Below are 14428 nucleotides of genomic sequence, written 5' to 3'. Positions count from 1 at the left end.
GGTCAACCCACACGGACGTGTCAGGGTGGTCCCCCGATGAGCGGACGATCCGCGGGAACGAGCGGCTCCCCGTTCGCGCCCCACACTGCAGACGAGACGGCGGGGATGCTCGAGAAGCTCGGCGTCGACGACGAGGCCGAGCTGTTCGACATCCCCGAGGCGGTCGCCTTCGACGGGGAGTTCGGCATTCCACAGCGTGACGAGCGCACTGTCAGGGCCGACCTCCGGGAGACGTTCGCGCGCAACGACGACCTCGTCGAGTTCCTCGGCCGCGGGCACTACTCGCATTACGTCCCGGCGGTCGTCGACGATCTCTCGTCGCGCTCGGAGTTTCTCACCAGCTACACGCAGTACCAGCCGGAGATCACGCAGGGGTTCCTGCAGGCGCTGTTCGAGTACCAGTCGATCCTCGTCGAGTTGACGGGGCTGCCGATCGCCAACTGCTCGATGTACGACGCCGCGACCGCGCTCGCGGAGGCGGCGCTGCTGGCCGACCGCGTTCGTTCGACCTCCGGGTCGACCGTGCTCGTCCCCGAGGACCTGCGCGACGGGAAGCGCGGGACGCTCGACAACTACGTCGACGGCTCGGAGCTGACCGTCGAGACGTACCCCTACGCCGACAACACGGCGGACCTCGACGCGCTCGCGGACTCGGTCGACGAGGACACCGCGTTCGTATACGCGGAGACGCCGACCGTGACGGGCGCCATCGAGCCCGAGTTGGCGGCGATCGGCGACCTCGCCGACGAGCACGACGCGCTGTTCTGTGTCGGCTCGGATCCGGTGGCCCTCTCCCTGCTGGAGGAGCCGGCGGCGGTCGGCGCCGACGTGGTCGTCGGCGAGGCCGGCGCCCTCGGGCTCCCCGCGAGCTACGGGATGGGGCTCGGGCTGTTCGCCTGCTCGGAGGAGTTCCTCCGGCAGGTTCCCGGTCGCCTCGTCGGCAAGAGCGAGGACGCCGAGGACCGCCGGGCGTTCACGCTGACGCTGCAGACGCGCGAGCAGCACATCCGCAAGGAGCGCGCCACCTCGAACATCTGCACGAACCAGGCGTGGGTGGCGCTGCGGGCGGCGATGCACGCGGCGTACCTCGGCCCCGAGGGGCTCGTCGACCTCGCCGAGGACTGCGTCCGCGACGCGGCGTCGGAGGCCGCCTCCCTTGACGCGCTCGACGGCGTCGAGGCTCCCCTCGACGACCGGCATCACTTCCGCGAGTTCACCGTCGGTGTCGACGACGCGCCCGGCGTCGCCGGCGGGCTGGAGGAGCGCGGCTTCGCGGTTCACGTCCTCGACGACGAGACGCTGCAGGTGTGCGTGACCGACCTGAACGTCGACGCGGCCGACGATCTGGTCGCCGCGTTCGCGGAGGTGGTACGATGAATCACGATCAGGCCCGCTACGGCGACGAGACGCACAACGAATCGCTCCTCTCGGAGAAGGACTTCACGGAGATCGACCCCGGAGAGGACTCGGCGCTCCCGGACGACCTGACACGGGACTCGCTGGGGCTGCCGGGGCTGTCGGAGCCGGAGCTGGCGCGCCACTACACCCGCCTGTCGCAGATGAACTGGAGCGTCGAGGCGGGGCCGTACCCGCTGGGGTCGTGCACGATGAAGTACAACCCCTCGTTCGCGGACGCCGTCGCCGCCGACCCCAACGCGGCGGTCCACCCCGATCGCGACCCCGAGACCGTGCAGGGGAACCTCGAACTCCTCCACGGCCTCCAGGAGTACCTCGCGACCATCGGCGGGATGGACGCGGTGACGCTCCAGCCGCCCGCCGGCGCCGCCGGCGAGTTCACCGGTATCGCCGTCGCGAAGGCGTACCACGAGCGCAACGGCAACGACCGCAGCGAGGTGATCATCCCGGCCTCCGCGCACGGAACCAACTTCGCCACCGCGGCGATGGCCGGCTACGACGTGGTCGAACTCCCCTCGGGCGAGGACGGTCGCGTCGACGTGGAGGCGCTGGAGGCGGCCGTCTCCGAGGACACCGCCGCGCTGATGCTCACTAATCCCAACACGGTGGGACTGTTCGAGCGCGACATCACCGAGATCGCCGAGCTCGTCCACGACGCCGGCGGCCTGCTGTACTACGACGGCGCGAACCTCAACGCCCTGCTCGGCCGCGCCCGCCCCGGCGACATGGGGTTCGACATCATGCACTACAACGTGCACAAGACGTTCGCCACGCCCCACGGTGGCGGCGGTCCCGGCGCGGGGCCGGTCGGCGTCGTCGAGGAGCTGGCACCGTTCCTGCCGCGGCCGCGGGTCCGGACAGTCGGCGAGACGGGACCCGCCGGCGACGCCGCAACCGCCGCCGACGGCGGCGCGCTGGCGGGCCACGATCACGGCCACGCGGACGACGCGGCGGCGGACGACGAGTACGAACTGTTCGACCCCGAGCACTCGATCGGCAAGGTCCACGGCTTCTCGGGCAACTGGCTCGTGTTGATCCGGGCGTACGCGTACATCCGCCGGCTGGGCGACGAGGGATTGCTCGACGCCTCCGCGAAGGCGACGCTGAACGCGAACTACCTCGCCAGTCTGCTCGATCTGGAGGTGCCGTACGGTCCGTTCCACCACGAGTTCGCCGCGACCGCGGGCGACCGCGACGCCGCCGACGTGGCGAAGGGGATGCTCGATTACGGCGTTCACCCACCGACGACGAAGTGGCCCGAGATGGTGCCCGAGGCGATGCTGACCGAGCCGACGGAGGTCGAGAACAAGCGCTCGCTGGAGGACCTGGCGAACGCCTTCAACGAGGCGTTCGCCGACAGCGACGAGGAACTGCACGCGGCGCCGACCAAGACCGCGTCGCGACGGGTCGACCAGACCTCCGCGGCGCGGAACCCGCGGCTGTCGTGGCACGCGTTGGGCACGGACGAATAGTACTGGTCGCACCGCTGGCTGTTTCTGTCGGGTCGTTCGGGTCCCCTCCGTCGACATCGGTCGAAGTCCGAAACCGTCACCGTGTCGCCGGACGGTCGCACCGCTCGTCGGCCAGTAGTACCTAAAATCGAAGTAACCGTTCACCGTCGCCCGAGGGCGACGAGAGAAACCGGCTTAGTTGCGGACGACGTTCGTCGCGCGCGGGCCCTTCGGGGCCTGTTCGATGTCGAACTCTATCTCCTCACCCTCCGTCAGATCCGGACCGCCAACGTCCTCCATGTGGAAGAACACGTCGTCGTCCTCGTCCTCGGTAGAAATGAAACCGTAGCCGCCAGTGTCGTTGAAGAAATCAACCTTTCCGTTTGCCATTGCAAACAAACGTATGGCCGTCCGCGGGATAACCCTTCCGAGGGTCGTGATACCACGGGGGTTCGGTTCGATCCGATCACTCCGTTAGGCCGTCGCCTCACCGGATGACCGTCACCGGAACCGGACGACCGTTACCGGAACCGGCGACCGCCGCGTCACCTTCTCGGCGACGCTGCCCATGAGCATGCGGGAGATCCCCCTCCGGCCGTGGCTTCCCATCACCACTTGGTCGATATCGTCGCCCTCGTCCTCGAGGTACTCGAGGATGGACTTCGCGGGTCCGCCGACGAGTCGGACCGTCTCCACGTCGACGCCGCGCTCGCGGGCGCGCTCGGCAGCCGACTCCAGCAGTTCGTCGCTCGCTTCCTTCGCCGACTCCTCCAACTCCTTCGAGTAGTACGGGTCCATCCCCTCGCCGTCGCCGGCGGACACCCACCGAGTGGGGTCGACGACGTTGACGAGGACGAGGGTCGCCCCCTCGTGAACCTCCAGGGCGTGATCGAGGGCCTTCGTGGACTGCTCCGACTGGTCGAGCGGAACGAGTACGCGTCGTGACACGGTCGCGACCACACGGCGCGGGGACTCGGGCGTTTCGGTCCCAGGGGGCTCGCCGGCCCGGGACTCCCCGTGCCGATCGGTCACGCCGCGCCGGCGACGGCGGCCACGGCGGCGGCGAGCCCGACTCCGCCGCCCGCGAGCAGGGTGTTGCCGGCGACGAACAGCGCGGCCCGACCGCGGTCGCCCCGTTCCCACAGCCGCACCGTCGACACCGAGAACGACGAGAAGGTGGTAAACGCGCCGCAGGCGCCGGTTCCCGCCAGCAGCAGCGCGTCGCCGCCGACGGGCCAGAAGACGAGCAGCCCGAGCAGGAAACTCCCGAGGACGTTCACCGTCAGCGTCCCCAGCGGGAACCGCTCGCGGTCGACCGCCGACCCGAGCAGGTGGCGCGCGACGGCCCCGACGGCGCCGCCGCCGGCGACGAGCGCGGGATCCGGGACCGCGGCGAGCGCGGGACCGGCGACCGCCACGACCACGCCGAGCGCGGACCTGAACACCGCCGCGACCGCGAACGCCCCCATCACACCTCGACCTCCCGATCCGGTCGGGGATCGATCCACGCGGCGCCCGCGCGGCCGCCGAGCGCGGCCGCGAAGCCGAGCCCATAGCTGGCGAGGAGGTACGCGACGGCGACGAGCGGCTCCGCCCGAGCCGTTTCGACGACGAAGGTGCTGTAGGTGGTGTACGAGGAGAGCACCCCTGTCGCGAGCAACGTCCGCGTGCGATCGCCCAGCCGGTCGGTACGAAGCGCCTCGTACAGCAGGAACCCGAGCAGCAGGCTGCCCGAGACGTTCGCCGCGAGCGTCCCCCACAGCCCGGGAAGCGCCGTCCCGACCGCGTGACGCGCCGACGCGCCGACGGCACCGCCGACGGCGACGAGCGCGACCGTCACGGCGAGCGCCCGAGAATCCCCCGACATACGCGAGGCCTCTCGCGTGGGTCGTATCCGACTGTCGATCGCCGCGCGACGCCCGTGTCAACTAATACCAATTAAGGGATCCCCATGGGTAGAAACCCGTTATAGAATATTATCATTATAGTTCGTTACATTTATTGTGTCCTCCCGGGTGGACACAGGTGAGGCGACACAGCATGGGTGTACACGACCGCAAATCCGCCGCAGGACATGCACAGGCTACGCCGACCGACCGCGACCCGCCGACGCCACCCACACCACCCGAACGACCCACACCATGACGTTCAACCCGAACCCCACGACCGACCTCGACGAGATCGACGACCGCGAACTGAGCCTGTTCTCCACGGAGGGCGACGACCGATGAGCCGTCGCGCTACCCGCCCCACCGCCGGCACCCGACCGTCCGCGGAGACGGACGCGCCGCTGGTCCCGGATCTGGGGACGCGAACGGGCCGCACCGTCACGACGACCGACACCCCCCAAGCCGCAGACACCCGACGCGACCGCGCCGAGCGCCGCCGTCGCCGCGACCCGTTCGAGATCGCGCTCATGGAGGACTCCGAATAATGCACCCCTCAGAACTCGACCAGGACGTCTTCACGAAGGATATCGACAACCCGCAGGGCGCGAAGCTGCGCGAGATGCTCGACGAGCAGGACTACGTCTTCGCTCCCGGAGTGTACCACGCGCTCGACGCCCGCCTCGCGGAGATGGCCGACCTCGACGCCGCGTACATGTCAGGCTACTCGACGGTCCTCGGGCAGTTCGGCTTCCCGGACCTGGAGATGGTGACGATGACCGAGATGGTCGAGAACGCCAAGCGGATGGTCGAGGCGACGAACCTCCCCGTCATCGCCGACTGTGACACCGGCTACGGCGGCACCCACAACGTCCGGCGCGCCGTCCGCGAGTACGAGAAGGCCGGCGTCGCCGCCGTCCACATCGAGGACCAGACGACGCCCAAGCGCTGCGGCCACATCGCGGGCAAGAAGATCGTCTCCCGCGATCAGGCCCGCTCGCGCTTCGAGGCCGCCGTCGACGCCAAGCAAAGCGAGGACACGGTCGTCATCGCCCGCACCGACGCGTACGGTTCGGCCAACGGCGACTGGGAGGAGCATCTCGAGCGTGGCCGCATCTACGCCGACGCCGGCGTCGACCTCGTCTGGCCGGAGATGCCCGACCCGAGCCGCGAGGACGCCGTCGAATACGCCGAGACGATCCACGAGACGCACCCCGACCTGGATCTGGCGTTCAACTACTCGTCCTCGTTCGAGTGGGGCGCCGAGGAGGACCCGCTCACGTTCGAGGAGCTGGGCGACCTGGGCTACAAGTACCAGTTCATCACCCTCTATGCGCTGCACTCGGGCGCGCACGCCGTCTACGAGGACATGAAGAACATCGCCGAGAACGACGAGGAGGCGCAGTTCGACCTCGAGGAGCGCTACATCGGCCACGAGACCGAGAGCCACCACGCGCTGTCGTTCGTCGACCGCTACCAGGAGATCGAGACGCAGTTCGATCCCGAGGCCGAGGAACGCATCGAGGACTCCGAGGGCTTCGCCGAGGACCGCTCGGAGCCGATCACCTCGAACGACGACGACTGATCGCGGCGCGCCGTCTCTCCGTCACCGTTTTTTCCGCCGGTTCCGTCCACACTCCGAGTATCGCCCGCACCGCCGGAACTACGTGAGCCCGCGGTCAGACCCGACCGATGACCGACAGCGACGCACCGGACCGCCGGGACCGCCGGGACCGCGAGAGAGCCGTCCCGGACCAGGCCGACCCGACGGGATCGACGGAACCGACCGTCGAGGACCTGATCGAGGAGCTGGAGACGTTGGAGGGCGTGGTCGACGACACGGACGAGCGCCGGAAGGTGCGCGAGGCGATGCGGACCGCCCGCGACCTGGCGACCCCGAAGCCATCGGTGTTCGGGAAGGTCGTCCGCGGCTTCGATCGCGGCGACATCGCGGAGGCGTTCCTCGGGAGCGTGCTGTTCGGCGTCCCGATGCTCGTCGAGGGTGGCACGACGGAGATCGGGGCGTACTTGGGCGGCAACCCCGCGTTCCTCGTCGGGACCGCGCTGGTGACGGTCCTGCTGGTCGTCGGGATCATCTACGTCGCCGACTTTCAGGACGTGCGCGTCTACCGGCCGATCCTCGGCGTCGTCCCCAGACGGCTTGTCGGCGTGCTCGGTGTCGCCGCGTTCACCTCCGTCGTCGGGCTGACCGCGTGGGGGCAGATCGACTGGGCCGACCCGGCGGTCGCGCTCGGGAGTACGGTCGTGGCAGCCCTCCCGATGGCGGTCGGGGCGGCGCTCGGGGATCTGTTGCCGGGATAGTCGCGCGCACGGATCGCGGTTTCCGGGACCGACCGCGGCCGCGACCGAACCTACCTCGGATCCGAGCCGGAGCGCCCGTTGTCGCCCGATTACGCTTGGATCGGGTCGGCGCGGCCGCCGTTGATGCGCGTGAGGCCGTAGTCGCACTCGTTGCAGCGCCACTTCGTCTTCTCGCCCAGATGGATCGTCATCGCGGCGACGCGCCAGAAGTCCCGGTCCTCGCCGCAGCGGGGGCAGGAGAACTCCATTTCGAGGCTCATACCTCCCGTTGTGTGGGCGGAGACTTTCAAGACACCGGTCGCCGTCGGTCGCCGACGCTCACGGCTGCTCGCAGGCGGTCGCTGACTCGCCCCGAACCGCCGCGTTCATGCGCGTCGCGTCGCCCAGTTGTTGCCGTGCGACCGCTCCCCGACGCCGTCGTGGACGCGCTGCACGCCGCGGGCCTCCTCGCAGTCGCCGGCGCGCTCGCGTGGGCGACAGGTCGCCCGCTCGTGTTCCCGAGCCTCGGCCCGTCGGCGTACCTGATCGCCGCCGGCTCCGATCGGCCGAGCGGGCGGGCGCTGCTCGGCGGGCACGCTGTCGGGGTCCTCGCCGGGCTGGCGGCGTATCACGGCCTCGCCGACGGCGCGGCTATCACCGGCGCGCTGACGGCCGGAGAACTTGCCGGTGCGCGTCTCGCGGTCAGCGGCGTCGTCTCGGTCGGCCTCACCACCTTCGGGATGGCGCTGACCGAGACGCGTCACGCCCCGGCGTGCGCGACGACGCTCATCGTCTCGTTGGGGCTGCTCCCCTCGGTGGCGGACGCCGCGGTCATCGTCGTCGGCGTGGTCACGCTGTGGCTCGCGTCGCGGGCGACCGATCTGGCCTCGCGTGCGCCCCTGACGGAGGCGGACGCCGAACGCGCGGAGCGATAAACGATAGCCCGAAACCCCCGGCGGTCGACCACCGCGTATGACCTTCGAAACGACGGTTCCGGTCCGCTACCGCGACCTCGACCCGATGGGCCACGTGAACAACGCTGTCTACGCCACCTACTTGGAGGAGGTGCGCACCGCCTTCTTCCGTGACGAGGTCGGCGTGGATCTGGCCGACTCGCGGGCGGCGCTGGCGTCGCTGTCGATCGAGTTCCGGGCGTCGATCGAGGGAACCGGCGCCGTTCGCGCGGTGCTCGACGTAGCCGACATCGGGACGACCAGCCTCACCTTCGGCTACGAACTGCACTACGACGGACATCTCGTCGCCGAGGGTGAAACCGTTCAGGTCGCGATCGGCGAGGACGGCCCCGAGCCCCTGCCGGACGCTGTCCGCGCGGCCGCCGAACGGCACGCGGCCGAATGAGCGGCGGTCGCCGCCGCCTCGCGCTCGCGGCAGTGAGCGCAGGAAACTTCAGTCAACTGGGTGCGCGGGTGCTTCTCGGCGCGGTCGTTCCGTTCGTCCTCGTCGATTTCGGGACGACCGAGGCGACGGTCGGGCTGGCGCTCACCGGAATGTGGGCGACGTACGCGCTGTTGCAGTTCCCCAGCGGCGTGCTCGCCGACCGCCTCGGCGAACGGCCGGTCGTCCTCGCCGGGATCGTCGGGGCCGGCGTCGGGACCGCGTTGGTGGCGCTGTCGTCGTCGATGCTCGCGTTCGGGGCGGCGACACTGGTGCTTGGCGCGGGCGCCGGGCTGTTCTTCTCGCCCGGGACCTCGCTGCTGACGCGACTGTACGACGAGCGCGGCGGCGCCTTGAGCGTGCTCACGGGCGCGGGCGCCGTCGCCGGCGCGGCGTTCCCCGCGGTCGGGGGTGTGCTCGCCGACCGCTACGGCTGGGAGGTCGCCGTCGGCGCGGGCGCCGGCGTCGCGGTCCCCGCAGCCGTCGCGACGCTGCTGTTCGTACCGTCGCTCGCGCCGGCCAACCCCGAGCGCGACCTCCGGGCGGCCGTCGACCCGGGACGCATCGTCGACGTGCTGTCCCGTCCGCCGCTGACGTACACGACCGCGATCGCCGTGCTGTGCGGGTTCACGTTTCAGGCGGTGTCGTCGTTTCTGGCGACGTTTCTCGTCGCCCACCGCGGCCTCGCGCCGTCGACGGCGGCGACCGCCTTCGGCGCGGTGTTCGCGATCAGCGCGGTCGCCCAGCCGGTGAACGGCCGGGTGTCGGACGCGTTCTCCCGCGACGCTGCCGTCGCGATCAGCGTCACGCTCGCGGGCGCCGGCGTCGCGACGCTGGTGCTCGCGCCCGGAGTCGTCGGCACCGTCGCCGGTGTCGCGGTGCTGGGCGCCGGGATCTCCTGGCCCGGACCGATCCAGGCGCGGTTCATGGACCGGCTGACGGACGCCGAGCGCGGATACGCCTTCGGCCTGCTTCGCACCGTGTACATGTTTCTCGCTGCATCGGGGTCGGTCGTCACCGGCGCCGTCGCGAGCGCGGCCGGGTGGCCCGCGGCCTACGGCCTCGTCGTCGCGCTGCTGGCGACGTGTCTCGCGCTGCTGGGCGCGAACCGGGCGCTCGGGCTCGACCTGTGATCGTGTGACTAATTCACGCGCGAGAGCCGTTGTCGCGGCCCCCTGCATGACGGAAGGGTTATGGGTGATCCTCGTCTCGAACGGGTATGGCGAAAGGGAAGGTCGATTTCTTCAACGACACTGGCGGCTACGGTTTCATCGCGACTGACGACTCCGACGACGACGTCTTCGTCCACATGGACGACATCGAGGGCGGCGATCTGGAGGAGGGCGAGGAGCTCGAGTTCGACATCGAGACGGCCGAGAAGGGCCCGCGCGCGACGAACGTCACCCGCCTGTAAGGCACTTACAGCGAACCACCGCACCCTCGGGTGCGCTTTTCAATTCTTTCACACCGACGAGCCGTACGGCTGTGCCCCGTTCCCGCGATCCGTCACTGGATGTGGGTGGCACGGAGACCGCCCCGCTGTGACCGTTGCCGACGCGAACGAACAGTGTTAGTGAGTGAGGCAGCGCTCTTCATGGACTCAGCCGCTCGCTTCGCTCGTTCCTTCGTCCACGCCCGGATCGTGCGTCTCGAACCACTCCGTCAACTCCTCGATGCGATGGGTCGCCCGCTCGGGGCTCCCGATGTTGTGGTGCTCGTTCGGGTAGATCACGAGCTTCGCGTCGACGCCCCGCTTGCGGACGCTGACGTACAGCTGCTCGGCCTGTGTCGGCGGACACCGCCAGTCCTCCTCGCCCGCGGTGATGAGCAGCGGCGTGTCGATCTCGCCGACGCGAGTGATCGACGAGATGTCGCGGTACAACGCCTGGTTCTCCCACGGCATCCCGAACTCCCACTGATGCCAGTTGTGGTTGTCGTCGGTCCCGAAGTTGCTGTAGAAGTCATAGATGCCGTGCTCGGGCGCGGCGGCGGCGAACATGTCCGTCCGGGTGACGACGTGCGCGGTCGTGATCCCGCCGTAGCTGAAGCCCGTGCAGAACAGCCGGTCGGCGTCGGCGACGCCCTCGTCGACGAGGTGCTCCATCGCCGCGATCACGTCGTCGGACTCCAACTCCCCGCGGCTCCCCTTCAGCGACTCCGAGAACGCGCGGCCGTAGGACGTCGATCCGCGGTAGTTCGGCTTCGCGACGACGTATCCCCTGCTCGTCCAGTAGTTCAGCGTGAAGCGGTAGGCGGGCGCGTCGTAGCTCATCGGCCCGCCGTGGATCGAGCAGATCGCTGGCGCCGGGCCGTCCGCGTCGGCGTCGAAGTCGCTCGGGTAGTAGACGACCGCCTCGACCTCCTCCCCGTCCGCGTTCTCGTAGGCGACGACCTCGCAGTCCGGCAGCGCGTCGACGCGCTCGTCGAGCCACTCGTCGTTGAGCGTCGAGAGGCGCTTCGTCGGGCCGCCGGCGTCGTCCTCGCGAAGCTCGGCGCCGGGAACCGCGTACACGTCCGGCGGCTGGTCGGCGCCCGTGAGGCCGAGCGCGACCGTGTCGCCCGCGAGATCGAACGCCGCGATCGTCCGGTCGCGGCCCTGTCGGGTGAACGCCCGCCGCGGCTCGCCGTCGACCGGACACACCGCGAGGCGGGTCCACGCCTCGTCGGCGATCGGGACGACGACCGTTTCGCCGTCCAGCCAGCGGGGCGCGCCCTCGCGCGCGAGCGTGCGGTCCAACTCCGCGGAGACGGACTCGAACGCGGCGTCGGCCTCGTCGCGCGCGACGTACGCCTCGTTGGGCTCGTACCAGTTGTCGTAGTTGCTGCCGTCGAACGCGAGGCGGTCGCCCTCCGGCGACCACGTCGGCGAGGCGCATCGAAGACTCCCGTCGGTGACGACCCGGCAGTCCGAGCCGTCGGGCGCGATCGTGCACACGTCGTAGGCGCCGGAGTCGTCGGGGTCGTCGTCGACGCAGGTGGTAAAGGCGATGCGGCCGGTCGGCCCCCACGCGGGCTGGAGGCCGGCGAGCGGCTCGGCCGAGCCGGCGCCGTAGGCGTCGTCGAGGCGGTCGAACGCCCCGGCGTCCGCGTCCTCGGCGTCCACGTCGCCGACGAACAGATACGTGGTCACGTCGTCGAGCCAGCCGGCGCCGTCGCGCTTGTGTTGGAGCCGCGTCACCTCGATGGGGCCGTCGTCCTCGCGCTGATCGAGGTAGTCCTCCTCCTCGTCGGTCGGGTCGCGGGCGGCGACGACGAGGCGGTCGCCGTCGGGCGCGAGGTCGAACTCCGTGACGCCGCGCTCGAAGGCGGTCAGCTGGCGGGCGTCGCCGCCGCGCGCGAGGTCGAACGCCCACACCTGCTGGGTCGGCTTCCCGTCGCCGTTCTCGCCGTTGCTGTCGTCCTCCTCCTTCTCGTCGTCTCCGTCGGCTTCTGGCCCGTCCGTCTCGTCGTCTTCCTCGTCGACGCGGCCGCGCGTGCGGTCGAGGTCGGTGTCGCGGGCGGCGAGAAACGTGAGCGTGTCGCCGTCGGGTCCCCACGTCGGCGACGACGCCGTGGACGCGCGGGTGAGGCGGTGCGGCTCGCGGCTCCCGTCAGTCGGCGCGACGTACAGGCCCGTCCGGTGTTCGTCGGCTGCGGGGTCGGACTCCTGGGCGGTGAACGCGACGCGCTCGCCGTCGGGGGACACCGACACCTCCGCGAGCAGTCGCAGGTCGTAGTACGACTCGATATCGACTCCGTGCTGCATACGCGCCGGTGTGGTGACGGGCACTTGACCGTTCGGGAACCAGCGGGTTCGGTGGCAGTCGTCCGCTTCGACGACCGCGCCGGGAAGCGTGGCCGCCGCCGTGGCAAGCTACTTGCCGCCGGCGACCCTCTGTCGGAGCATGTCCGTAACGCTGTACGCGCTGGACGGCTGTCCGTGGTGCGAGAAGGTCCACGACGCGCTCGGGGAGGCCGACGTCGAGTACGAGACCGTCTGGACGGAAGCGCTCCACTCGAAGCGCGACGAGGTCGCCCGCGTCAGCGGGCAACGAGGCGTTCCCGTGCTCGTCGACGACGAGCGCGGCGTGACGATGAACGAGTCCGCGAACATCCTCGAGTACGTCGAGCGAACGCTCGCCTGAGCCCCGATCCGATGCCCATCTACACCGGCCGCGGCGACGAGGGGAAGACCGACCTCCGCGACATGTCGCGGGTGTCGAAGACCTCCCCCCGCATCGAGGCGTACGGCACCGTCGACGAGGCGAACGCGCTCATCGGGACGATCCGTCCGACGGGATACGACGATATCGACGAGATGCTGCGGACCGTACAGGACCACCTCCACGTCCTTCAGGCGGATTTCGCCAACCCCGACCCCGACGAGGGCGACCCCGTCGTCCGTGAGGACCACACTGAGCGGCTCGAAGACTGGATCGACGAACTGGACGAGGAGCTGGAGCCGCTCAGGAGCTTCGTGCTCCCCTCCGGAAGCGAGGCCGGAGCGAAACTCCACCACGCGCGGACGGTCGTGCGCCGGGCGGAGCGCCGCGCGGTCGACCTCGCGGACGACGAGCCGGTGAACGCCGAGGCGGTGGCGTATCTCAATCGCCTGTCGGATGCGCTGTTCACCTTCGCGCGCGCCGTCAACGCCCGCGACGGCGTCCCCGAGGACGCCCCCGGCTACGAGTAGCGGGCGCCCGGGCGAGGGGAGTCAGTCGTCCCCCGGCACGTCGTCCGGCCGTCCCCTCTTCCCGGTGACCGAAGTGATCCTGTCCTCGTCGAACACGACGTGGATGAAGTTCTGATCGCTGTACTCGGTCGAAACCGGATCGAAGGTCGGGTTGCCGTCATCGTCGAGCTTCACGGGCGGCAAGAGCAGGTCGGTTTGGTGGTCACGTCCGAGGTACGCGTCGTCTTCCGACAGTGGGAGGTCGGGCGTGATCGCGAGTTCGTAGTCTTCGTTGCGCACGCTCTGACTGGTCTTGATTCGGACCAGCCGGTCCTCGTCTTCCACGTCGCCCTCGATCAGTAGGTCACAGATCCCCCAAACCGCGCCGAGGGCGAGCTGGCGCGGCTCGAGGGGCGTCCCCGTTCCGGTTATCCCGTTGATGTAGTTACCGAGCAGGACGCCGCTTCCGGTCTCGTAGTTGGGGTACGGTGGCTCATAGACCGACTTGAAGTCGATCTCGTACTCGGTGCCGTCCGGGTCCTCGAACTCGACGGCGATATCGGACTCGTCGTCCGAATCACCCGGATCCTGATCCAGGTCGTACGGCTGGCGGTCCTGATACACGACCCGGAGTCGGCCGTCGACCTCCTCTGCATCGTCGCTGAACGGCGTGTCGAAGTCCGTCTCGACGAACTCGTCTCCGTCCTCGTCACGGCTTTCCAGGGGGACACCCGCGACGGGGAGTTCTTCCTGGTTCTCCTCGAGCAGGTCCGCGATATCTCCGTCGGCGATATCGATCCAGTGATCGGGCAACATGTAGGGGTTGTTCGGCGTCCCGAACGTGTACTCGCTGAGCCGACGCGTCCCTGGCCGGATCCAGTGGACGCTCCGGTTCGGCGTCTGCTGGACCCGCAGGGTGATATCCGGGAAGTAGAACGAGTCTCTCCGTCCACTACCCTCGCCGCTCTCGTGGGGCGTCGCGGCGGCCGTTTCGGAGAGTCCGGCCACGCCGCCTCCCGCGGCCAGTGCGCCGGCGCTCTTCCGCATGAATGACCGTCGGGTGTCCTCATCGACGAATGACAGAATCTTGTCCAATCTGGTTGGCATATGTGTGTTGAAACGTGCCGGTGATGTTAGATTCGATCCTTGAATACGAAAGCCGTATATACGGATCGGCTGACGACATCGACTGTTTGGTCGTCTATACCGGGGTTGTGTCCGCCGCCGACGAACGGTTCGTCCTCCCGGAACAACTGGGCCGGCAACGATCGAACGCCGGATCCACTCGATCACTTCGAAGGTTCGCAATTCTCGTCCGCCTGCGCCGC

Annotated in this window: 18 protein-coding genes; 11 read left to right on the top strand and 7 right to left on the bottom strand. The window is 69.4% G+C overall.

The window, feature by feature from the left end; translation table 11 throughout:
- Nucleotides 1-36: 36 nt before the first annotated feature.
- The gene (gene gcvPA, locus ABJD39_RS04130) at nt 37-1377 is read left to right on the top strand and encodes an aminomethyl-transferring glycine dehydrogenase subunit GcvPA (protein WP_348612414.1); all 1341 of its coding nucleotides are present in this window, start codon (nt 37-39) and stop codon (nt 1375-1377) included.
- On the top strand, nt 1374-2888 hold the full coding sequence (gene gcvPB, locus ABJD39_RS04125) for an aminomethyl-transferring glycine dehydrogenase subunit GcvPB (RefSeq protein WP_348612412.1): 1515 nt from the start codon (nt 1374-1376) through the stop codon (nt 2886-2888). The genes gcvPA and gcvPB overlap by 4 nt, the downstream gene beginning before the upstream one ends.
- A gap of 174 nt (nt 2889-3062) precedes the next feature.
- Here the strand turns inward: gcvPB and ABJD39_RS04120 are convergent, their stop codons facing one another.
- The 4 genes from ABJD39_RS04120 to ABJD39_RS04105 form a co-directional block, all read right to left on the bottom strand.
- Nucleotides 3063-3257 (bottom strand): cold-shock protein, encoded by a 195-nt coding sequence (locus ABJD39_RS04120; RefSeq protein WP_073306691.1) that lies wholly within the window; start codon nt 3255-3257, stop codon nt 3063-3065.
- A gap of 111 nt (nt 3258-3368) precedes the next feature.
- On the bottom strand, nt 3369-3815 hold the full coding sequence (locus ABJD39_RS04115) for a universal stress protein (RefSeq protein WP_348612410.1): 447 nt from the start codon (nt 3813-3815) through the stop codon (nt 3369-3371).
- Between the two features lie 80 nt (nt 3816-3895).
- Nucleotides 3896-4336, bottom strand: coding sequence for a fluoride efflux transporter FluC (locus tag ABJD39_RS04110; protein ID WP_348613692.1), 441 nt, complete (start codon nt 4334-4336; stop codon nt 3896-3898).
- Nucleotides 4336-4734 carry a fluoride efflux transporter FluC gene (locus tag ABJD39_RS04105; protein WP_348612408.1) on the bottom strand — a complete coding sequence of 133 codons (399 nt, stop codon included), beginning with the start codon at nt 4732-4734 and terminating at the stop codon, nt 4336-4338. Before ABJD39_RS04105 ends, ABJD39_RS04110 begins: the two co-directional genes overlap by 1 nt.
- A 360-nt stretch (nt 4735-5094) precedes the next feature.
- On the opposite strand from ABJD39_RS04105, the gene ABJD39_RS04100 reads away from it, so the two are divergent.
- The 3 genes from ABJD39_RS04100 to ABJD39_RS04090 all read left to right on the top strand — a co-directional run bounded on the left by ABJD39_RS04100 (nt 5095) and on the right by ABJD39_RS04090 (nt 7075).
- Entirely contained in the window at nt 5095-5301 is a 207-nt protein-coding gene (locus ABJD39_RS04100; protein WP_348612406.1) for a hypothetical protein, read from the top strand.
- Nucleotides 5301-6338, top strand: coding sequence for an isocitrate lyase (aceA, locus tag ABJD39_RS04095; RefSeq protein ID WP_348612404.1), 1038 nt, complete (start codon nt 5301-5303; stop codon nt 6336-6338). Before ABJD39_RS04100 ends, aceA begins: the two co-directional genes overlap by 1 nt.
- A 107-nt stretch (nt 6339-6445) precedes the next feature.
- Nucleotides 6446-7075: a DUF2391 family protein gene (locus ABJD39_RS04090; protein ID WP_348612402.1), complete on the top strand. Its 630-nt coding sequence runs from the start codon at nt 6446-6448 to the stop codon at nt 7073-7075.
- Between the two features lie 89 nt (nt 7076-7164).
- On the opposite strand, the gene ABJD39_RS04085 is transcribed toward ABJD39_RS04090, so the two are convergent.
- Entirely contained in the window at nt 7165-7335 is a 171-nt protein-coding gene (locus tag ABJD39_RS04085) for a transposase (RefSeq protein ID WP_348612400.1), read from the bottom strand.
- A 135-nt stretch (nt 7336-7470) separates the two neighbouring features.
- On the opposite strand from ABJD39_RS04085, the gene ABJD39_RS04080 reads away from it, so the two are divergent.
- The 4 genes from ABJD39_RS04080 (at nt 7471) to ABJD39_RS04065 (ending at nt 9863) form a co-directional block, all read left to right on the top strand.
- On the top strand, nt 7471-7989 hold the full coding sequence (locus ABJD39_RS04080) for an HPP family protein (RefSeq protein WP_348612398.1): 519 nt from the start codon (nt 7471-7473) through the stop codon (nt 7987-7989).
- Nucleotides 7990-8026: 37 nt separating this feature from the next.
- Nucleotides 8027-8413, top strand: a complete 387-nt coding sequence (locus ABJD39_RS04075; protein ID WP_348612396.1) for an acyl-CoA thioesterase — start codon at nt 8027-8029, stop codon at nt 8411-8413.
- Nucleotides 8410-9582: an MFS transporter gene (locus ABJD39_RS04070; RefSeq protein WP_348612394.1), complete on the top strand. Its 1173-nt coding sequence runs from the start codon at nt 8410-8412 to the stop codon at nt 9580-9582. Before ABJD39_RS04075 ends, ABJD39_RS04070 begins: the two co-directional genes overlap by 4 nt.
- Nucleotides 9583-9668: 86 nt before the next feature.
- Nucleotides 9669-9863: a cold-shock protein gene (locus tag ABJD39_RS04065; protein WP_222606984.1), complete on the top strand. Its 195-nt coding sequence runs from the start codon at nt 9669-9671 to the stop codon at nt 9861-9863.
- Nucleotides 9864-10049: 186 nt separating this feature from the next.
- Here the strand turns inward: ABJD39_RS04065 and ABJD39_RS04060 are convergent, their stop codons facing one another.
- Nucleotides 10050-12194 carry a S9 family peptidase gene (locus ABJD39_RS04060; RefSeq protein WP_348612392.1) on the bottom strand — a complete coding sequence of 715 codons (2145 nt, stop codon included), beginning with the start codon at nt 12192-12194 and terminating at the stop codon, nt 10050-10052.
- 139 nt (nt 12195-12333) lie between these two features.
- Between ABJD39_RS04060 and ABJD39_RS04055 the strand changes: the two genes are divergently transcribed.
- Together ABJD39_RS04055 and ABJD39_RS04050 are read left to right on the top strand one after the other, a co-directional pair.
- On the top strand, nt 12334-12573 hold the full coding sequence (locus ABJD39_RS04055; protein WP_348612390.1) for a glutaredoxin family protein: 240 nt from the start codon (nt 12334-12336) through the stop codon (nt 12571-12573).
- 11 nt (nt 12574-12584) lie between these two features.
- The gene (locus ABJD39_RS04050) at nt 12585-13121 is read left to right on the top strand and encodes a cob(I)yrinic acid a,c-diamide adenosyltransferase (RefSeq protein WP_348612388.1); all 537 of its coding nucleotides are present in this window, start codon (nt 12585-12587) and stop codon (nt 13119-13121) included.
- Nucleotides 13122-13142: 21 nt separating this feature from the next.
- Here the strand turns inward: ABJD39_RS04050 and ABJD39_RS04045 are convergent, their stop codons facing one another.
- On the bottom strand, nt 13143-14408 hold the full coding sequence (locus ABJD39_RS04045; RefSeq protein ID WP_348612386.1) for a hypothetical protein: 1266 nt from the start codon (nt 14406-14408) through the stop codon (nt 13143-13145).
- Between the last annotated feature and the right edge of the window lie 20 nt (nt 14409-14428).

Origin of the sequence: Halobaculum rarum, from assembly GCF_040025155.1 — an archaeon.
GTDB classification, from domain to species: Archaea; Halobacteriota; Halobacteria; order Halobacteriales; family Haloferacaceae; genus Halobaculum; species Halobaculum rarum.
The sequence above is the reverse complement of the archived record's forward strand: the minus strand, read 5'-3'. Positions and strand labels throughout refer to the sequence as shown.